Below are 21,368 nucleotides of genomic sequence, written 5' to 3' on the forward strand. Positions count from 1 at the left end.
CCTATACGTGAGCTTTCCAAACACCCTTTACTATGAATTCTTCCGCCAGATTCTCCGCATTTTGAATAATCTCCTCATCATAACCCATAACGCGCAGAAGCTTGATAGCATTGCGGGTGGTGGCCCGTCCATCCATAAGCCTGTAATTAAATTCTATATCATCTCCTTTTATTTCTTCTTCGAAATGATAATTGCTGTAGTCGTTCTCAAGCAGATGGGTCAGCTCTATGTCGTGAGTGGCTGCAAAGCAGATGACATTTTCCCTGGCTAGGCTCTTTAATATCTGCGCAGAAGCCGCAATACGCTCTACCGTATTCGTTCCCCGCAGCACCTCATCCACAAAGCAAAGCACTTTATTCCCATTAACGCAATGAGCCGAGGGCAAGTCCGCCTGCGCCTGGCGGCTGCCAGACGGCGCTGCCTGGTTCAATATGCGCTTCAAGGACTTTATCTCTACAATATAGTAGCTCTCCCCGCCGGACAAATCATCCCGAAGGGCCATAGAAGACATGATGCGGTAGGGGCTGCCGCTATAGCTGTCTGCCAGACAAGTATGTATCGTCTGGGCCAGAATAGCGTTCAGAGAGACCGTTTTTAAAAAGGTAGATTTACCCGACGCGTTGGAACCGGTAAGCAGGACTCCCCGCTTCGTAGATATACTGTTTTTTACCGGATTATCGATTAAGGGATGATACATATTCTCTATATACAGCCCCTCATAGTCGTTTAGTTCAGGCAGACAGTAAGCCTCTCCCAATGAGGTTCGATACGCCCCCACGGCAATAGTCGCCTCCATATAGCCGCTGATGGTAAGCATCCTGTCGATGGCGGTGATATTCTTCCTCACCTCCACCAGCATATTGTTGAATTTGATCAGGTCCAGATGAAAGGTCATGCGGACATAGTCTAACAGAACCTCTATAGGATTGCCGGACGCGCTCATTCTGGCGGAGGACATGATAATATAAGAGCCCGATTTGAACCTGCTCATTTTCTTCCGGCAAGCTTTCAGTTCTTCCATTTCCTCCTCAAAACCCTCGGAAGAAAGCCTTATGATATCATCTACGCTCCGAAGCAGCCTCAGTATGTAGCCGAAGCTGGTAATATACGGCTCGATTTCATTCTTGATCTTAAAATATGCGATGATGTTCCTGCAAATAAAGAATATAAGAAGCACCACTCCTGCCGGCACGGAGAAAAACATGATAAGAATAGAAAGCACGATTCCCAAGTCGCCCAAATAATGCTTCCAGTTACTTCTTGCTCCCAATAAATCCAAATAGTTCAGATAATCATAGATGGAATGTTTTCCTGTCCGTCCAAGCTTCGCAAAAAAGACTTGAAACTTTATTCTCTCCTCTTCGTGCTCCATAAAAAAACGAATATGCTTCTCCATCCGCTCTATTCTGTCCGTATCCTGAGCAGGAGTTCGCAGAAGATAATACAAATATTCCTCTCCCGCCGCGGAATACGCATAATTCATCTTTTTAAAGACACTATCCATATTCAAATCGTTCCAAGTAATATCATCGACATGAAACTCCTCCGCCTCATGCCTTCTGAAATAGCAGGAAATCCTCTGAAATTCCTCTTGCTTAATCTCTTCCCTCTTAGGAAGAACACCGTAATTATTCCGAAGCCATACGATAAAATCAGCCCGTCTCTTCCTGTCATCCAAAAGCCCCTTGAACATGATCAGCACAATAAAAGCTAATACAGTCAAGGCAAAAATTAAATATTCCATAAATCGAATTCCTGTCCCGGCGCGCTTATATCCGCAATGCAATTGCTGTATGAGGCACCAACCCTTGTTTTTTTGTATTTGCCGATATAACCGTATTCTTCCCACATATGTATTGGAAAAACCATCTTCGCCTTTGTATTTTCAAGGAAATAATCCATTCCCCAGCCATAAGCAGCCTCAAGCCTTGGATCCAAGGGTACAAAGGCAGCGTCAAAGCTCATGCCTCTTATGCTGTCAATTTCCCTCTTATAATTTTTCTCCATATCTTCATTGAAGGGAGACGGCTCTCCCTCCCAATGCCACCAATTCAAATCCCCTGCATGATAAATACACTTTCCATCCACACACACAATAAAAGCTACTCCTGTATCCGTAGAGCGAAGCGTGCGTATCTCTATATCATCGAATCGTATGGTTTTATTCTTTCCTACGTTAGTTATTTTCTTCCTTGCGGAGAGATCCACATGATTTCTGTCCAAATAGCTCTCGCTAAGCTTCACGTCACTGCCAAGGAAAAAATGTATGTTTTTATATCGACTGACCAAGTCAAAAATTTTCAGACTAAAATGGTCCTTGTGCTTATGTGACACAAAAACATATACCGGCTTTTCCGGCTCCCACTCCGGCAGCTTTCCGATATAATAGTCAAACAGCAATACGCATTGTTCCAGTTCAACGGAAAATCCGCTGTGATAAATATAAGTTACCTTCATACCTTTTCTTCACTTCCCATTTTTCTTGCTTCATTCTCTATTTATCTTAAACGATTTATAATTTCATTAGCTTTTTCATAAATAGCCAGGGGCTCATCCTTTAGAAGAAATTCTCCGTTCCGGTAAAGAATACGCCCGTGGATCATCGTCATTTTAACATTCTGCTTACTTGCACTGTATACGATATTTTTCGCAATATTATTGACGGGCTGCATATTGGGCTGGAACAAATCGATCATGATGATATCTGCCAGTTTGTCCTGCGCCAATACATCGGCGTTCTCCAGATGCATCGCCTTAGCTCCGTTTACCGTAGCCATCTTCAAAACCTCCATAGCATCTACCGCTGAAGCGTCCTTTTCCCGAAGCTTTGCGAGACCGGTAACGAGAAACATCTCCCGGAACATATCGAGACAATTGTTGCTGGCCGGCCCGTCCGTTCCTATGGCGATATTGAGTCCAGCCTTCAGAAAATCGTTAATAGGCGCGATTCCGCTGGCGAGCTTCGTATTGGAGCCCGGATTCGTAATGACATGTATATTCTTTTTCTGAAAAAGGGTGATTTCTTCCCCGGTCAGATACACACAGTGATAAGCTCCGCCGCCATGCTCGAACATCCCGAGAGAATCCAGGAACATTCCGGGTGTCATACCGTAACGTTCCACACAGCCTGCAACTTCCTCCTGCGTCTCAGACAGATGTATGTAAACCGGCGCCTTCAGACGCTTCGACATAGAGGCAATGTCTTCCATCAGCTCTTTAGAGCAGGTATATTCCGCATGAAAGCCGGGAAGAAAGCTAATTAACGGATCTTTGCCGTTCAGCTCCGTGTACCATTTCTCCATCTCTTCCACCGATTGACTGAAATTGTTAACAGCTCCCGTCAGCACACACCGCATACCCGTATCACTGCAGGCCTCCGCTACTGATCCTGGCGTTAAGTACATATCGAAAATGGAGGTGATCCCACTGGTCAGATATTCTAACACCGCCAGTTTGGTCAAATGATAAATATCCTCCTGCGTCATCTTAGCCTCTATCGGAAACACCTGCTTATTCAGCCACTCGTGCAGCGGAAGATCGTCCGCAAAGGAGCGAAGAAGGGTCATCCCTGAATGGGTATGGGCATTTTTAAAGCCCGGCATCAGCAGATTTCTTTCGCAGTCGATTTCTTCATCCCAAATCATACATGTAATGTTTCTCTGACGATAAAACTCGTCCATATTCAGCCCATCGCCTACATAAATAATCTTCTCATCGCTAACCCATACTTCTCCCTCGAAAATAGGCGCGTTCTCCTCCATTGTCAATATTCTAGCATTATAAAAACGAATATTCATTGCGGTACGGACTCCTTTCTTATGAATGTCTATTACTTCAAATTAGCCGGCCCGAAATTCTCCGGCAACAGCTCTTCCAATGTCTTCACATAATAATCCTCCGGAGATTTGGCTACGATGATTTCGAAGCTATCCGGTCTGCAGAATTCAGCCATTACTTGCCTGCATACGCCGCAAGGTGCTGCATATCCGGTTATCTCCTCCCCTTCCGGCGCTCCTGCAACGGCAATTGCAGCAAAGGCTCTTTCCCCTTCGCTTACCGCCTTAAAAAAAGCGGTGCGCTCTGCGCAGTTCGTAGGCCCATAAGCAGCATTTTCTATATTGCAGCCATGATATATCCGTCCTTCCTTCGTAAGAAGCGCAGCTCCCACCATAAAATGTGAATAAGGCACATAAGCCATCTTCCTGGCCTCCAGTGCTTCCTTTATCAGAGTTTCTCTCATTTCTTTATCTGTCACTTTACTTGAAATCCTCCATTTGCATGAAAACTTTATGCTTATATTCTAGAACCTTTTCACACTCTCCGACACCAGCTTGGTAAATAACGGTGCCGCCTTGTCTGCCGCCTCCTGGACCTCCTCGTGGGTCAAGGGATTCTCCGTCATGCCCGCAGCAAGATTGCACACGCAGGATATTCCGCAGATCCGCATGCCCATATGATTCGCCACGATCGCTTCCACCACAGTGCTCATTCCTACCGCATCTCCTCCTAAAGTGCGCATCATGCGTATTTCCGCAGGAGACTCGAAAGAAGGACCCGTAAGCTGAACGTAAACACCCTCTTTCATAGGCACTCCGCTCTCCTTGGCAGCTTCCCTTAAAATATCTTGCAAATCTTTATCGTAAACAGTGCTCATATCAGGGAAACGGGTTCCTAACGCTTCTATATTGGGCCCAATTAACGGATTCGGAGCAAAGCAGGAAATCTGATCGGTTATAAGCATCAAGTCTCCCGCTTTAAAATCATAGTTCACACCGCCGGAAGCATTGGTCAGAAACAAAATCTCCGCACCCATCAGTTTCATCAGGCGAATGGGGAGCACCACGTCCGATATTGGATAACCTTCATAAAAATGTACTCTCCCTTTCATGCATACTACCGGAACATCACCTACATATCCAAAAATAAATTTACCGGCATGTCCCGGAACGGTAGATACCGGAAAGTCTTCTATCTCGCTGTAGGAAAGTTCTGCCTCCACTGCAATAGTATCGGCAAAATCCCCCAGTCCGGATCCCAGCACGATAGCTACCCTCGGCTTGAAATCCACTCTCTCCTTAAGACTTTCAAAGCATTTCATCAATTTGTCATAGCTTGCACTCATTCCATATACCCCCGTCTTTTTATATTATTGTGCTTTTCAGAAGTAATAATTACCTTTTATTTTGTAAAATGTCGATGAAATAAATATAACACGAGTTCCATAATTTGTACATATGCAGCTGCGCATCTTACCCAAAGGGCTTTTATGTAATAGGATCACTTTCCTATTACATAAAAAAGTAACTGCCTTGCCGCTGTGGCAAAACAGTTACCCTATGAAATTTTCCCTGCAAATATCTTTTGCCCGTTCCTTATATGATGATGCAGACCATTCCACCATTGCTGTCGTTCACTATTTTCTGCATGGTTTCCTGAAGCTTTACTTGACTCTCTTCTCCAATCATCGCAATCTTCCCAGTGATGCCGTCATTTACAAGCTGTTCCACCGTCTTACCGAAGATATTGGTTTCCCACATTCCCTCTTCACTGGTGCCCGCGTCGGAGATATACCGGATCAGATCCTGCGCCTGCTCCTCAGTTCCAACGATAGGAGATATCTCCGTTTCAATATTCGCCCGTATCATATGGATGCTGGGACTTTCCGCTTTGATTTTTACGCCGAACTTATTTCCATGACGGATGATTTCCGGTTTATCCAAGGTGATTTCGTTTCTTTCGGGCGTTACCACTCCATAGCCTTTACCCCTGACCGAATCCACTGCATGAAGGACCTTTACATATTCTGTCTTCATCTTTGCCATTTCCCTCAGTACGGACAACAGCTGGTATTCGCTGGTGATATTTTCCCCGACCAAGTCGCTCAGCATTTCGTAATAGAACGAATCGTCCACATCCACCGCCACCGTTACGCAGCCGGTAGCCATATCGATTCCCTCCACCTTGCATTTACGCAGATAGTCACTTTCTATCTGAATTCCTCCGGATACCACGTCCTTTACACAACCAACCTGCCCTATAAGCTCTCTTATCTTCCCTATGATGTCGGCCTTCATCCTATGGGTATTTGGAAGCATCTCCACCCACTTGGGCATGTAGAATTCCACCATAGTAAGCGGGAATTCATATAGTATTTTTTCCATAATTCCATTAATATCTTCTTTTTTCAACTGCTCGCAGTTTACGGGCATTGCGCTGACCTGATATTTCCTGCCCACTTCCTCCGCAAGTTTGATGGCGCTTTCCGAATATGGCTTCTCCGTATTTACTAATACGATAAAGGGCTTATGTATTCTTTTAAGCTCCTGGATAGTCCTCTCTTCAGCCGGTAAGTAATTTTCTCTCGGAAGCTCTCCGAAGCTGCCATCGCAGGTTACGACGATGCCTATGGTCGAATGATCGTTAATTACCTTGCGCGTGCCGATTTCCGCCGCCTGCGTAAAGGGGATCTCCTCCGTCGACCAAGGCGTCTTTACCATCCGCTCTATATCTTCCTCCATATGGCCGCTGGCGCCTTCCACCATATAGCCTACGCAGTCGATCAGGCGGACATTAACATTGATGTCCTCGCCAAGGGAAATCTTTGCGGCCTCCTTAGGAATAAACTTCGGCTCCGTAGTGGTAATTGTTTTCCCGCCGGAGCTTTGCGGCAGCTCATCCTGTGCCCTTGTCTTTTCATGTTCGTCTGTCATATAGGGTAAAACCATAATATCCATAAAACGTTTGATAAACGTAGACTTACCGGTCCTGACCGGTCCCACCACCCCTATGTAGATTTCTCCTCCGGTTCTAAATTGTATATCTTTGTATAAATTATGTGTATGTGAAGCGTCCATAAAAAAAGTTTCCCCTTCCATATTTGCTGTTACAATATATGCAAGGGGAAAAAACATTATTCTTATTTAATTTTTGTAAATAACCTTTTTAAAGCTCTTCTTACCGCGCTTTAGGATTAGCCCTTCGCCTGCAAGCCGTTCCTTTTCAAAAGCAGCCTTGATATCCGCAACCTTCTCTCCGTCCACAGTCACTCCGCCCTGCTCCACCGCACGGCGCCCCTCGGAGCGGGAGGCCACGAGACCGGAAGCTACCAGCATGGAAAGAATATCAATCTTGTCTTCTTCAAAATCTTTGTCCTCAAGCTCCGCCGTAGGCATATCCGCTGCGTTTCCGCTTGTAAATAAGGCCTTTGCGCTTTCTAACGCCTTATTTGCTTCCTCTTCTCCATGTATCATCTTTGTCAGCTCATAAGCAAGAATTTCTTTTGCCCTGTTCAGTTCGCTGCCCTCCCATTTATCCATTTCGTCAATCTGCTCCAGCGGAAGGAATGTCAGCATGCGGATACATTTTAGGACATCCGCATCGGCAATGTTTCTCCAGTACTGGAAGAATTCATAAGGAGGCGTCTTATTGGGATCCAGCCATACGGCCCCCTTCTGCGTCTTGCCCATCTTATTGCCTTCAGAATTAAGAAGCAGGGTAATCGTCATAGCATATGCATCCTTGCCTAATTTACGCCTGATCAGTTCCGTTCCTCCCAGCATGTTGCTCCACTGATCATCCCCGCCGAACTGCATGTTACAGCCGTATTTCTGGTACAATACATAGAAATCGTAGCTTTGCATAATCATATAATTAAATTCCAGGAAGCTAAGCCCCTTCTCCATACGCTGCTTGTAACATTCTGCGGTAAGCATGCGGTTCACGCTGAAATGTGCGCCCACCTCTCTCAGCAACTCGATGTAGTTAAGCTCCATCAGCCAGTCGGCGTTGTTTACCATAAGCGCTTTTCCCTCGGAAAAGTCGATGAATTTGCTCATCTGTACCTTGAAACAGTCACAGTTATGCTGGATAATCTCCGGCGTCATCATCGTTCGCATATCGCTTCTTCCGGTAGGATCTCCTATCATACCGGTTCCTCCTCCGATAAGCGCAATAGGTTTGTTGCCCGCCATCTGCAGTCTTTTCATAAGGCAAAGTGCCATAAAGTGACCTACATGGAGGCTGTCGGCGGTTGGATCGAAGCCAATATAGAAAGTGGCCTTCCCATTGTTGATCAGTTCCTTGATTTCCTCTTCATCCGTAAGCTGTGCGAGAAGTCCTCTCGCCTTCAGTTCGTCAAAAATAGTCATTTTTATTTCTCCTTTCAGTTCCGCTTCCTTGGCGGATAAGGCGGGAACCATTTCACCGAATAAGCAGACTCGAAAGTGTGGCTTTCAGCGGCCCGGAAAGTGTGGCTTTCAGCAGACTCGAAAGCTTCGCTTCCGAGTTCGCGTTGCTCGTCGGATACAAATTTTATATTGTGCTCATGCGAGCATGGCGCAATATAAAATTTGTATCCGACTCTGCTTATCGCGCAAAGAGACCCCATCCTATAAACACATAGGACGAGGTCTTAAACTCGTGGTACCACCTAAATTTGCCGACAACTCGCGTTGTCCACCTCCGCAAGTACGGTTAAAATATTTTTTAACGATACTCCTCCTCCATAACGCGGGGAAACACGTCATGGCCTACAAGAAATCCCTTTGAAAACTCTTCTCTGATTTCCTTCTGCCATGCAGCTCCCAGATGTATTCGTAAGCAATTTCCCTTGCACCTCTCATCAACCGGTCACTTTCTGTAAGTTATCATCGCTTGCTACTTGTTCTGTTCATAGCCTTTTGTTCTTAAATTATCTGCATTGTATCTTACTTTTATGTAAATGTCAATACCATCAATTAACAAGGTCACACAGTTTTTATTTTTTGTCCTTGAGCTGAAGCATTTCTGAAAAGGTATTTCCCTTCGGACGGATTGTCTTCGGATCGGCGAAGAAATCCTGCGCAAGCTTTACAATAGTCGGGCTAAGCGCTATCAGCGCTATCAGGTTGGGAATCGCCATCATTCCATTGAACAAGTCCGCAAGTTCCCATACGATATCCACTTCCACCACGCAGCCGACGAACACGAAGATCACGAAAATCACCCTGTAAAAGAAAACGACTTTAAAACCTGCAATATATTCAAGCGCCTTTTCCGCATAGTAATACCACGCGATTATCGTAGCGAAAGCGAACAGTGCAATACCGACGGACACGATATGGCCGCCGCCCGGAATAACGTTCTGGAATGCTGCGAGGGAAATGGCATTGCCGTCCATGCTCTCATCGTGCCATAAGCCGCTTGTAATAACGACTAACGCCGTCACTGTACACATCACAATCGTATCAAAAAAAACCTCGAAGGCTCCCCAGCACCCTTGACGGGCCGGATGATCCGTATCGGCACTGGCATGTGCGATAGGCGCGCTTCCCAAGCCCGCTTCGTTGGTAAATACCCCTCTCGCCACACCGATGCGTGCAGCATACAGCATGGTACTGCCTGCAAATCCACCTATCATCGACGTTCCTGTAAACGCATCCGTCACGATCATTGCTAACGCTGCCGGAATCTTAGCCGCATTTATAATCAATACGATTACTGCGGCGATAATATACATTCCCGCCATAAAGGGTACAAGAAATTCCGCAACACCGGAAATTCTCTTGATGCCTCCGATAATGACAAGACCCACCAAAGCGGCCAGCACGATTCCGGTAGCATAGGTAGGCACATGGAACATCGTATCCAGACTGCCGGATACGGCATTAGCCTGCACCATATTTCCTACTCCGAAGGAAGCCAGTACGGCAAACGCACAAAAAGCGACGGCTGTCTTCTTCCATCCAAGTGCCTTGCTGATATAATACATAGGACCGCCTACATACCGTCCCTTTTCATTTTTCTCACGGTAAGCCACCGCCAGGGTGGTCTCACAGAACTTCGTTACCATACCAAGTACGGCACATACCCACATCCAGAAAATGGCTCCAGGTCCGCCTATACTGATAGCGATGGCAATACCTACGATATTGCCCGTTCCTACCGTCGCCGCCAGCGCGGTGCACACTGCCTGAAAAGGAGTAATTGTTCCGTGCTCCTCAGTTTCCTTCTTTTTAAAAATGGTTTTCAGAGTATTTCCCATCACCGTTCCAAAACGGGTAAAAATCATCCCCCTGGTGCGAATCGTCAGAAAGATTCCGGTTCCCAACATTAATATGAGCATAGGAATCCCCCAAATAATGTTGGTATTAAGCCATTTTATTATGTCTAACATTTTAGTCCTCCCTCAAAACAGGTTTTTTATTTTACGTCATTTATTTACCACTAAGCGCATCATTGCCTGATTGAGGCCATCCACGGTCAATTTATACATTGGGAATAAATTTTTTATTACAGTTTCCGCTTCTCTCCACGGTGCTTCTCCGGGAGCCATCTTCGGATTCATCCACACTATTTTCTTATAATTCTTTTTCATGAGCAACAGCCAGTCCATACCGGATAATCCCCCGTTGGGACCTCTGTAGTTGCCGGATGTAGAATAAAGCTCCTCCGGCGCCATGGCGGCATCTCCCACGATAATCACTTTATAGTCGCTGTCCAGATTACGGAACATCCATTCCGTATCTATCCAGTCTCCGTTCTCGCATTCCGGCGTCTTATACAGCTTGCTGTAAATACAGTTGTGAAAATAATAGGTCTTCACATCCATATAATGGTTGGACTTATGCACGGACTGGAACAGTTCGTTCAATAAGGTGGTATAGGGAATCATCGTTCCGCCCGAATCCATTAAAAGCAGCAGCTTCACCGCATTTTTTCTCGGCTTATCCATAACGATCTGCAGACAGCCTCCATTATTGCATGTCTTATGGACGGTTCCGTCGATATCCAGTTCCGTCTTCGGAATGTCCAGCCTGGTGGAAAAATGTCTGAGCTTTCTAAGAGCCAATTGGAACTGTCTGTTCTCAATAACCTTATCATCGCGAAAATCTCTGTATTTTCTTGCACCGATCACCTGAAATGCCGACTGGTAACCGGTAGTGCCTCCAACCCGGACTCCGCCCACGTTTCCTCCCGTATTGCCAAAGGAGGTCTTGCCCATCGTACCGATCCAATAACTTCCGCCGTTGTGCTCGCTGTCCTGATCCTTCAGACGCTGTTTGAACTTTTCTTCCACGTCGTCCTTGTCTATTTGAAGGTCTTCCCCCTGATTCATCCAGTGCTTTTCTTCTTCGTGCAAAAGCTCACTCATTTCCGGCTTGTCCAGCCACCTGAGCATGCTCGCGGTCACTTCGTCCTCCGACTTTATTCCTTTAAAGCATTCTTCAAAAGCGAGGTCGAATTTATCGTACTCCGTCTCGCTTTTTACGAGAATCATTCTCGCAATATAATAAAACTGCGTAAGGCTGCTGTTACAGAGACCTTTATCCAGCGCCTCCTGCAAGGTCAGCCATTCGCTCAGTGTAATATTCAGTCCCTTAGCCTTTAACGTATCAAAGAATCTGCCAAACATATTGTTCTCCCATAAGGCCTAGTACGACGTTCTGTAAGTACTAGTTTCTGTCCTAATTCACTCTTTCCCTTACCGTCTGCAAATCCTCGTCCTTTTTTACCATAACTCCAATAAAGGGCAGTCTGCTTTTCAATGTATCTAACGGGATGCCGCCTATCTGAAGGGCATTAATCCAGTCGATGAGCTCCGAAGTGCTGGGCTTTTTGCGGATGTCCTTTATGGAACGGAGCCAGTAAAATACTTCCATCGCATTTTTCAGCAAATTATCCTCGATATCGGGAAAATGAGTTTTCACGATTTCCTCCATCAGCTCCTCATCGGGGAAATCGATATAGTGAAAGATGCACCTTCTTAAAAATGCATCGGGAAGCTCTTTTTCCGCATTGGAGGTAATGATTACAATAGGCCTTTGTTTAGCCTTGACGGTCCGCTTCGTCTCGTGAATATAGAACTCCATCTGGTCAAGTTCCCATAGCAGATCGTTAGGAAACTCCAAATCCGCTTTATCGATTTCATCGATTAAAAGTACTGCCTGCTCCTCGCTTTCGAATGCCTCTCCCAGCTTCCCCAGCTTAATATAGCGGGCGATGTCGTCTACCCCCTCTTCACCGAACTGTCCGTCATAAAGCCTTTGAATGGTATCGTACACATACAAGCCTTCCTGGGCCTTCGTGGTGGACTTAATATTCCATATGATCAATTTCCTGCCTAATGACTTCGCTACCGCCTCAGCAAGCATTGTCTTGCCGGTTCCCGGCTCTCCTTTGATGAGGAGAGGCTTTTGCAGCGCTACAGCCACGTTCACGCTGGCCATCAACTGCTCGGAAGCAACATATTCCGACGTGCCGGCAAATCCTTTGTTCTGCTCAATCATCTTTTACTCCCATCCTTCTGAAAAAGCGATTTCCAGCTTCTTATCTCTAATCATCAGTTCCTTTACTGCTGCGTCCGCAGGCTTGCCGCTAAAGAGCACCTCATTTACCTGCTCTATAATCGGAAGCTGGACATCGTATTTCTGAGCGAGAGCAATCGCCGCTTTTGCGGAATAAACACCCTCTACTACCATCTTCACTTCCTCCATGGCTTCCTCCATGGTATATCCCTTACCTATCAAAATACCTGCTCTGCGGTTTCTGGAGTGCATAGAAGCACAGGTAACGATCAGATCACCGATTCCGGTCAAACCGCTGAAGGTTTCAAAACGTCCTCCCATTGCCATACCGAGCCTGGAAATCTCCGTGATCCCTCTGGTAATGAGAGCCGCCTTCGTATTATCTCCATAACCCAGACCGTCTGCGATACCTGCAGCAAGAGCTACGACGTTCTTCAACGCAGCACCAAGCTCAATACCAAGCACATCAGGACTGATATACACGCGGAACACTTCATTCATAAATAGATTCTGCAAATATTCTGCCGTTTCTTTTTTATGCGCTCCTACCACGATAGTCGTGGGAATCCCCCGTCCTACCTCCTCTGCATGGGAAGGGCCGGACAACACGGCTACGGTAGCCTGAGGGATCTCTTCCTCGATAATCTGAGACAGCGTCATAAGGGTATTCTCCTCAATACCCTTCGCCACATCCACGATAATTTGTCCCTCGGCAACATATTCCTTCATCATACGGGAAGTGCTCCTCGTATAAGGAGAAGGAACCGCCAGCACGAGGACCTCCTTTCCATTTATCGCAGCTTCCAAGTCCGTGGTAAATACCATATCATCCGGCAGCTTCACTCCGGGCAGCTTATCCTTATGCTCATGCTTTTCTCTCAGCATCTCGATTTCCTGCTCTACGATAGACCATATAGTAACCTTATGTCCGTTTTTATGCAGCAATACTGCCAGTGCTGTTCCCCAGCTTCCTGCCCCGATTATGCTTACGTCCGCCATCCCTCTTCCTCCTACATATTATTATTTTTTAAAAAGATATGTTTTTCTCTCTTCCCCTTTTATAAGACGCTTTATGTTTTCCCAATGCTTATAGTATGCCATTATCGTTAAAAATAAAGCAATCCCATACATTTCAATCAGTTCCGCCTGTGTCATACCCCCAAACAGCCCTAACTGACCGGATACTACAATCTGAATGATGAATGCAGCATATACCAGAAGAGAGCCCAAGGATACATAATGAGTGAGCAGAAACGCGCCGAAAAACATGATTACGCCCACCGGTAAGAAGGTCGGATGAAAGGATAAAATAAGTCCCGCCGTTGCCGCGATTCCCTTTCCTCCTTTGAAGTTCAAGTAAAAAGGAAAATTATGTCCCAGTATAGCCCCTGCCGCCGCATATATCTTCAGCAGATATACCATATCCGGATGGGATTTTTCAAATAAGAGCGTACAGATTGCTACCGCAAAAATACATTTGACCACATCCCCTGCAAAGACAATCAGACCCGCCTTCGTTCCAAGCACCCTTAAGGTGTTGGTCGTTCCCGCATTTCCGCTGCCGTGCTGCCTTATGTCGATGCCTTTCATTTTACCGTAAATATAGGCTGTCTGAAACAGTCCGAACAAATATCCGATTGCTAAACATACGATTCGTTCCACTTCACTGATTTTCCTTTCTCTCTCTTATAATAAATTTTAAAGGCGTCCCCTTAAATCCGAATGCTTCCCTTATTTTGTTCTCGATATAACGAGTGTAGGAGAAGTGCATCAGTTCTTTGTCGTTTACAAAAATAACAAAAGTAGGGGGCTTTACCGCCACCTGAGTGATATAATACAGGCGAAGACGCTTTCCCTTATCCGAAGGAGGCTGCTGTAACGCTACCGCCTCCGCCATGATTTCATTCAGCACGCCGGTAGAAATTCGCATAGAATGGTTCTCATTTACGATATCGATAGTCTCATAAAGCTTCGGAAGCCTCTGTCCTGTCACGGCGGAAATAAAGATGATTTCCGCATAAGACATGAAAGACAATACCTCTCTTACCTTATTGGTAAATTTATTTAATGTCTTGTTGTCCTTTTCAATGGCGTCCCATTTGTTTACGGCGATGATAACTGCCTTGCCTCTTTCATGGGCAATGCCTGCAATCTTGGCGTCCTGCTCCGTCACGCCCTCCACCGCATCGATGACTAATACCGCAATATCCGCCCTCTCCACAGCGCTGACCGTACGGACGATCATATATCGCTCCAGCTCTTCTTTTATCTTATTCTTCTTCCGAAGCCCTGCCGTATCGATAAAGACATAATCTCTGCCGTTATACCTTATATCCGTATCGATAGCATCCCTCGTCGTTCCGGCAATATCCGATACGATAACGCGGTTTTCTCCTACCAGTCTGTTAATAATGGAGGATTTTCCTACATTAGGCTTTCCTACGATGGCTACCTTGATGCGATCATCCTCTTCCTCCTCCGAAACGTTCTTGTCGAAATAGGAAGTCACCACATCAAGCATATCACCGATTCCTGTACGGTTTGCTGCAGAAATCGGATGCGGATCACCGATTCCCATATTATAGAACTCATATACATCCGCCATGTACTTTTCCGCATGATCCACTTTATTTACCACGAGCACGATAGGTTTTTTCGACCTTCTGAGCATGTCTGCCACCTTCGCGTCCGCATCCACCAATCCTTGCTTAACGTCCACCATAAAAAGAATGACATCCGCAGTCTCGATAGCTATTTCTGCCTGCTCTCTCATCTGAGACAGTATAACGTCATTACTGTCCGGCTCAATACCGCCCGTATCGATTAGTGTAAATGACATATCCAGCCATGAGACATCCGCATATATCCTATCCCGGGTAATTCCCGGTGTATCCTTTACAATTGAAATCATTTCTCCAGCCAACACGTTAAACAGTGTAGATTTACCTACATTCGGCCTTCCTACTACAGCCACGATAGGCTTGGTTTTTCTTTTTCCCATTTTTATTAACCTTGCTCCTTCCAGTCCGGCCGGATGCCGGGCTTGCCTGCACCCCGCAGACGTTCTAACCAATGTTCAGCAGAGCATCTACAAAGTCGCGTCCGCTTGATTTTACAATATCTATCTTTACTTGTAAAGCCCTTTCCAAGTCAGCCACCGTCATATCGTCCAAAAAAACCTGCTCTCCGCTGCGCAGTACATTCTGCGGTAAAAGCAGCCTCTCACCCAATTCCTGACCGGTAAGCTGCTTTTTTATATCCTGACCGGTAAGAAGTCCTGAAACGGTGATTCTTTCCCCAAAAAATTCATTGGTAATGGGATATACCCGGGCCTCCAGAAAGGGAAAGGCTTCTTCCATTGCTTTCGACATTTCTGCAATATACGGATATGCTAAAACGCCGGTAGCAAGGGATATTTTTTGCTTTTTAACGCCATCCCTATGCTTAGATTTCCCTTCTTTTGCTAACGCTTCTTCGAATTCCGTCAGAAGAAGTCTCAGCATTCCCACTCCGTTTTCAAGCTGCAGATAACCGTCGTAGCACTCCTCCGGCGGCAGCCCCTCCTCTGCCAGAATATACCATTCATCGCTGGCATGGATGAAATGTTTACCGTATTCCGGATATAGCTCTTCCTGCCATTTCCTGACGAGGGCAATGACCTCCTTCGCATCCTCTTTGGTAAAAGGCTCCAGAGGGTACAACCCCTTCCTATACCTGGAAAGCCCCACCGGCACTACGGATACGCTCTCCAAATACGGCAGATACTTGGAGAGATCGGAAATGCTCCTTTCAAGCTCCTTGCCGTCATTTACTCCTTTGCACAGGACGATTTGTCCGTTCATCACAATTCCAGCCTCATAGAGCCTGTCCGTCTTTTTTAACGCTTCTCCTGCAAAACGGTTATTCAGCATCCTGCAGCGGAGCTTGGGGTTGGTCGTATGGAAGGAAATGTTGATAGGTGAGAGATGATATTTAATAATCCTCTCGATATCATGCTCAGTCATGTTAGTCAGGGTCACATAATTACCCTGTAAAAAGGACAGCCTCGAATCGTCATCCTTAAAATATAAAGTTTCCCTCATCCCCTGCGGCATCTGGTCTATGAAACAAAAGATACATTTATTGCTGCAGGAGCGGTAATCATCCATAAGTCCGTTTTCAAATTCTATTCCAATATCTTCTTCATAGTCCTTATCAATTTCCAGCAGCCATTCCTCTGCGTTCTTCTTTTTTACCAAAACTTCTATATATTCATCCTGAATCAAATACTGATAATCAAAAATATCCTTAATGCTCTCTCCGTTTATTGCAAGAAGCTCATCTCCGGGCTCTATTTCCATTTCCTGCGCGATGCTTCCCGCAAGAACATTTTTAACGATATGTCTGTTTTCTTTCATCCATTTACTCCTTTATCTACTTATTCTACTAGAATTTCCTTGACGTGTCACTACCGGAATGCTATAAAATAGGATAGGATTTATTTTATAAAAGCACAATTGGAGGTTATCATGCCTAATTTACGTGAACTTGAATCGGCCATCCCGGTTGCCCCATTAAAAATTATGGCTGCTGATTCTGCGTTAAAGCTCGCAGACAGTGTCAACCGTTATCTCGTAGAGTTTCGCCGGAGTGTAAATAATCTTGCGAAAAACGATCCGGCATTTCAAGGATATACCGAGCACAATTATTTAACAAATGCGGTATGTCCGCGCTTCGGCTCCGGAGAAGGAAAAGCCGTTTTAAACGAATCGATTCGCGGCAAAGATTTATTCATCATTACCGATGTCTGCAATCATAGCGTTACCTATAAAATGAACGGTTATATCAACCACAAGTCTCCCGACGATCATTATCAGGACTTAAAGAGGCTTATTTCCGCTGCAAACGGAAAAGCCCATCGTATTAACGTCATAATGCCCTTCCTTTACGAGGGCAGACAACATAAGAGAAACGGTCGCGAGTCCCTGGACTGCGCCTATGCTATCGAGGAACTAACCAATATGGGCGTATCCAACTTCATTACCTTCGACGCTCATGACCCCCGCGTGCAAAATGCAGCTCCTCTTTCAGGTTTCGACAATTTTACGCCGCCTTACCAGTTTGTAAGGGCTCTCCTGCGAACGGAGGAGGACCTCATCATCGATAAATACCATACGATTGTTATCAGCCCCGACGAGGGGGCGCTCGACCGTGCCGTATATTTTGCTAATGTTTTGGGCGTGGATACCGGCATGTTCTATAAGCGGCGTGACTACTCTACCATCGTAAACGGCAAAAATCCTATCGTGGCCCATGAGTTTTTAGGGGAAAATATTGACGGAAAAGATGTGATTATCATCGACGACATGATTTCCTCCGGAGGAAGCATGATCGATACCGCAAAGCAGCTCAAATCCATGAATGCGAAGCGGGTATTCATTTGCTGTACTTTTGGCTTATTTACCGACGGACTGGACGCCTTTGACGAGGCTTATGAAAAGTGCTATTTCGACAAGATCGTTACGACCAACCTCACCTATCAGCCGCCGGAGCTGTTAAGCAGACCCTATTACGTGGAAGCGGATATGAGCAAATTTTTAGCCTCAATTATCGACTTTATGAATCATGACTCCTCTATGTCTAATGTGCACACTCCTACGGAAAAGATTCAAGAACTGCTTTTCAAATACAACAACCGCGAAGAATTGCTTCTGTAACTGCTGTAATTAAAAATGACGGCAACGAAAAACCCCTGTATCAGCTTATGAAACAGGGGTTTTTTTAGTTATTTTAATATTTCTTATAATGATACATCATTTAATAACGGGAACGTTAAAATCACCTTAAATAAATCTCCGTCCAACTGTATTTCAAATTTTCCATTCTGCGCTTCCGTCAGGTTCTTAGCAATGGATAAGCCTAAACCGCTTCCCTCTGTGCTTCTTGCCACATCACCTCTGATAAAGCGCTCGGTCAATTCATCCGCATTGATGTTAAGGGGCTGTGCAGAAATATTTTTAATCGCGAATTCCACATATTTCTCCCCCTCTTCGCCTGTCCGTTCCGTTATGTCCATATATATTCTCGTACCCTCCAGCGCGTACTTAAAAATGTTATTGAGCAGGTTCTCCACGACCCTCCATATTCTTCTGCTGTCCGCCTCTATATACATCATATTTCCCGGCGTATTCAGAACAGGAGTTAAGTGCTTTTGTTCGAATTTCTCCGAGAATTCCCCAATCGTCTGATTCACCAGCTCCACGAGATTGATCCTTTCCCATTCCAGAGAAATATTGCCGGAAGAAATCTTAGAAGCTTCTACCAAATCGTCAGTGAGCTGCTTCAGACGCTGGGACTTGGAATCCAGAACCTCCACATATCCTTTCACTTTCTCATTTTCAATATTCTCTCTCTTAATCAAGTCTACGTAATTGATGATAGATGTAAGGGGTGTCTTAATATCGTGAGATACGTTAGTAATCAAATCCGCCTTTAACCTCTCATCCTTCATACTCGTTTCCACAGCCGTACGGATTCCCTCTCCGATACTGTTTACCGCCTGCGCCAATACCAAATTATCGCCATGGAGACCCGTTTCATCCACCTTGAATTTCAAATCGCCGTCCTTTATCTTTTTGATAGCTTCTACGATTCGCTGCCTGCTTTTCGCATTGCGGTAAACGAGAATGCCAAAAGCCGCATCGGCACATAATGCCACAACGATTCCTTTTGCTCCAAGCATAAAAAGCAAAAGATTCACCGCCAAAAACACCGCATAAGGAACCCAAGTCTTTATGATGACCGTTCCATTGTCATATAGATTCCAAACAACCTTTTTCCCCTTCGCAATGCCCTTGCAGGTGAGGCTCTCCGCCCATAGATTATCCGCCTTCAGCCTGCGCACCATGCTGTAATAAAATTCGGTGAACAATAGTTCGCAAATCAGCACTATCGCACCGGCCGCCACTTTGAACCACGTAGTGTAATAGTATTCAAAGGACATGGAATCATAGACATATGTGAGCGCTATAATAATGCCTCCTAATAAAACAATCGTACCAAGCACCGAAAGCTCCGTAGGAATAAAATCAATTTTCTGCAACCGGATGACAACATTTCCATTCTCGTCTCTGACACGCCCCGCTACAGCTGTCAAAAAGATAAACAGCGCCAGATAGAGAACGAGAGCGGCCGCCGCGAAGCCGATTAGCTGCCAGTAATAAGGTATATAACCGGTATATCCATTCAATCCCTGAATATACACATCGCTTACCGGATATTCGGTATCCACGCCTATCCAGACCTTTATCGTTTCCGGATAGGCATATTCGTAGGAATTGAACACATGCCGCACCGTCTCTTCCTTTACCAGCGTATTCGTAGTATATTCCATATCGGCGGGACTGAAATACAAAAACCTCCCATAGCGGGAAAACTCCTGCGCAACTTCCTTTTCCGACAAGCCGGCTGCCTCGAGATTGGTATAAACCTCCTGACGGTCTCCGATAGTTTTGATAATATAATATCTAAGATTAGAATTCTCCAAATCATAAAAATCATTGTATGTGAAATAATCCTGATAATTGGAATTCAATTCAGAAGCTGTGCTCTCCACATAGCTGCACAAATCATAATAATCTCCCCACGTTCCGGTATAATCCTCTATATTCTTTCCTTCCACGGTCTGATAACGGTTAACCAGAATTGTAGCACTTGTATCGTCCCTATAAAAGCTCTCACCATCCTCCAGCCCGTTTGCCGATACACTGTACACATCCGTATTCTCCTCGATATCGGAGTTAAAAGGAGTGACGATATTTCCCTGAAGGTTACCGAGACTGTAGTCGATCTGAGTATAGGTAGTCATGCGGTTCAGAAACTCATCAACCTGTTCTCCGGTCATCCACTGTTCTTGATGCTCGAAGCCGTACTGTGCCCATTTGATCAAATCCTCCAAGCGGTATTTCGCTGTCACATATCTATCCGGCACCCCTTCAAAACGGTAATAGAACGTAGCCACATCGATTTCTTTGTCCCCGCTGAATCTGCCGTCCGTCTCCATCTGACTTCTGACTGCACCCATGCGGGCTACATCCGCAATGCCTCTTCCGAATATATAGTTGAATAAAAAGGAATCCTCATACACCTTTCCCTTTTCATCCGCATCCATGCTGTAACTGTAATTGCCGTCCACACCCTTGATCATTACACTGGAGCCCGTCACCACTACCAAAACGGCTATCGCCGCAGAAACGATTAAAATATGCTGGAGTATATGTAAAAGTCCTCCAAGCTTCTTCCCCGGTACCTTTTTCTTCATCCTAACTCCCTTCCATATTCGGCGTTACAGTTCAGCCTTTGGATAAACTGCACCAAGTATGTACACCAGAAATCATTGCTTTTCAATTTTGTAGCCTACGCCCCAAACTACCTTTAAATAACGCGGCTCCTTAGGATTGATTTCTATTTTTTCCCTAATGTGTCTTATATGAACGGCTACCGTATTGTCGGCGCCGATGGCTTCCTCATTCCATATACTTTCATAAATCTGATCGATGGAAAACACCCTTCCCTGATTTTTCACCAAAAGCAGCAAAATATTGTATTCTATCGGCGTCAGCTTCACGCCGTCCCCATCCACAGTTACCTCTTTGGTATCGTCGTTGATGCATAGACCGCCTACACTGAACAACGCATTATTTTCTCTGTTCAGATTCCCCAACGTCGTGTAGCGGCGCAGATTAGACTTTACCCTTGCCACCAGTTCAAGGGGATTGAAGGGCTTCGTCACATAATCGTCCGCACCGATATTGAGTCCCAGAATCTTATCCGCATCCTCCGACTTGGCGGATAAAATGATAATGGGTATACTGCTGTATTCTCTTATTTTTAAAGTAGCATGGATCCCATCCAGCTTAGGCATCATAATATCGATAATAAGCAGATGTACATTATTCTCTTTCAGAACCTTGATCGCCTGCTCTCCATCATATGCCTTCAGCACATGATAGCCCTCCTGCATAAGATAAATTTCAATCGCGTCCACGATCGCTTTATCGTCGTCGCAAACTAATACATTCGCCATAGTAAAATCCTCTCCGTTCT

General features: G+C 45.4%; 17 protein-coding genes and 1 other annotated feature. Of the genes, 1 reads left to right on the forward strand and 16 read right to left on the reverse strand.

Annotated features, from left to right (window positions below; genetic code table 11):
• Window position 1: 1 nt before the first annotated feature.
• The 14 genes from V6984_RS12560 to V6984_RS12625 form a co-directional block, all read right to left on the reverse strand.
• The gene (locus tag V6984_RS12560; protein ID WP_342755975.1) at window positions 2-1,744 is read right to left on the reverse strand and encodes a MutS-related protein; all 1,743 of its coding nucleotides are present in this window, start codon (window positions 1,742-1,744) and stop codon (window positions 2-4) included.
• Entirely contained in the window at window positions 1,732-2,457 is a 726-nt protein-coding gene (locus tag V6984_RS12565; protein WP_342755976.1) for an MBL fold metallo-hydrolase, read from the reverse strand. Before V6984_RS12565 ends, V6984_RS12560 begins: the two co-directional genes overlap by 13 nt.
• Before the next feature lie 41 nt (window positions 2,458-2,498).
• Window positions 2,499-3,797 (reverse strand): amidohydrolase, encoded by a 1,299-nt coding sequence (locus V6984_RS12570; protein WP_342755977.1) that lies wholly within the window; start codon window positions 3,795-3,797, stop codon window positions 2,499-2,501.
• Window positions 3,798-3,829: 32 nt separating this feature from the next.
• Entirely contained in the window at window positions 3,830-4,240 is a 411-nt protein-coding gene (locus V6984_RS12575; RefSeq protein ID WP_342760000.1) for a cytidine deaminase, read from the reverse strand.
• 60 nt (window positions 4,241-4,300) lie between these two features.
• Entirely contained in the window at window positions 4,301-5,122 is an 822-nt protein-coding gene (locus tag V6984_RS12580) for a purine-nucleoside phosphorylase (protein WP_342755978.1), read from the reverse strand.
• Between the two features lie 250 nt (window positions 5,123-5,372).
• Window positions 5,373-6,854, reverse strand: coding sequence for a stage IV sporulation protein A (gene spoIVA / locus V6984_RS12585; protein ID WP_342755979.1), 1,482 nt, complete (start codon window positions 6,852-6,854; stop codon window positions 5,373-5,375).
• A gap of 66 nt (window positions 6,855-6,920) precedes the next feature.
• A complete protein-coding gene (gene tyrS, locus V6984_RS12590) occupies window positions 6,921-8,147 on the reverse strand; it encodes a tyrosine--tRNA ligase (RefSeq protein ID WP_342755980.1) in 1,227 nt (408 codons plus the stop codon).
• Window positions 8,148-8,395: 248 nt separating this feature from the next.
• Window positions 8,396-8,681: a binding site (T-box leader), on the reverse strand.
• A gap of 74 nt (window positions 8,682-8,755) precedes the next feature.
• On the reverse strand, window positions 8,756-10,153 hold the full coding sequence (locus tag V6984_RS12595; protein WP_342755981.1) for a sodium:alanine symporter family protein: 1,398 nt from the start codon (window positions 10,151-10,153) through the stop codon (window positions 8,756-8,758).
• A gap of 36 nt (window positions 10,154-10,189) precedes the next feature.
• The gene (locus V6984_RS12600; protein ID WP_342755982.1) at window positions 10,190-11,392 is read right to left on the reverse strand and encodes a VWA containing CoxE family protein; all 1,203 of its coding nucleotides are present in this window, start codon (window positions 11,390-11,392) and stop codon (window positions 10,190-10,192) included.
• Between the two features lie 52 nt (window positions 11,393-11,444).
• Window positions 11,445-12,266 (reverse strand): MoxR family ATPase, encoded by an 822-nt coding sequence (locus tag V6984_RS12605; protein ID WP_342755983.1) that lies wholly within the window; start codon window positions 12,264-12,266, stop codon window positions 11,445-11,447.
• 3 nt (window positions 12,267-12,269) lie between these two features.
• On the reverse strand, window positions 12,270-13,283 hold the full coding sequence (locus V6984_RS12610) for an NAD(P)H-dependent glycerol-3-phosphate dehydrogenase (RefSeq protein ID WP_342755984.1): 1,014 nt from the start codon (window positions 13,281-13,283) through the stop codon (window positions 12,270-12,272).
• Window positions 13,284-13,304: 21 nt separating this feature from the next.
• Window positions 13,305-13,946: a glycerol-3-phosphate 1-O-acyltransferase PlsY gene (gene plsY, locus V6984_RS12615; RefSeq protein ID WP_342755985.1), complete on the reverse strand. Its 642-nt coding sequence runs from the start codon at window positions 13,944-13,946 to the stop codon at window positions 13,305-13,307.
• A gap of 1 nt (window position 13,947) precedes the next feature.
• Window positions 13,948-15,285: a ribosome biogenesis GTPase Der gene (gene der, locus V6984_RS12620; RefSeq protein WP_342755986.1), complete on the reverse strand. Its 1,338-nt coding sequence runs from the start codon at window positions 15,283-15,285 to the stop codon at window positions 13,948-13,950.
• A gap of 64 nt (window positions 15,286-15,349) precedes the next feature.
• Window positions 15,350-16,681, reverse strand: coding sequence for a DUF512 domain-containing protein (locus V6984_RS12625; RefSeq protein WP_342755987.1), 1,332 nt, complete (start codon window positions 16,679-16,681; stop codon window positions 15,350-15,352).
• 111 nt (window positions 16,682-16,792) lie between these two features.
• Here V6984_RS12625 and V6984_RS12630 point away from each other — a divergent pair, with 111 nt between their 5' ends.
• Window positions 16,793-17,980 (forward strand): ribose-phosphate pyrophosphokinase, encoded by a 1,188-nt coding sequence (locus tag V6984_RS12630; RefSeq protein ID WP_342755988.1) that lies wholly within the window; start codon window positions 16,793-16,795, stop codon window positions 17,978-17,980.
• A gap of 83 nt (window positions 17,981-18,063) precedes the next feature.
• Here the strand turns inward: V6984_RS12630 and V6984_RS12635 are convergent, their stop codons facing one another.
• Window positions 18,064-20,583 carry a HAMP domain-containing sensor histidine kinase gene (locus tag V6984_RS12635; RefSeq protein WP_342755989.1) on the reverse strand — a complete coding sequence of 840 codons (2,520 nt, stop codon included), beginning with the start codon at window positions 20,581-20,583 and terminating at the stop codon, window positions 18,064-18,066.
• Between the two features lie 72 nt (window positions 20,584-20,655).
• Window positions 20,656-21,348 (reverse strand): response regulator transcription factor, encoded by a 693-nt coding sequence (locus V6984_RS12640; RefSeq protein ID WP_342755990.1) that lies wholly within the window; start codon window positions 21,346-21,348, stop codon window positions 20,656-20,658.
• Between the last annotated feature and the right edge of the window lie 20 nt (window positions 21,349-21,368).

It is taken from the genome of Kineothrix sp. IPX-CK (assembly GCF_039134705.1).
GTDB lineage: Bacteria > Bacillota > Clostridia > Lachnospirales > Lachnospiraceae > Kineothrix > Kineothrix sedimenti.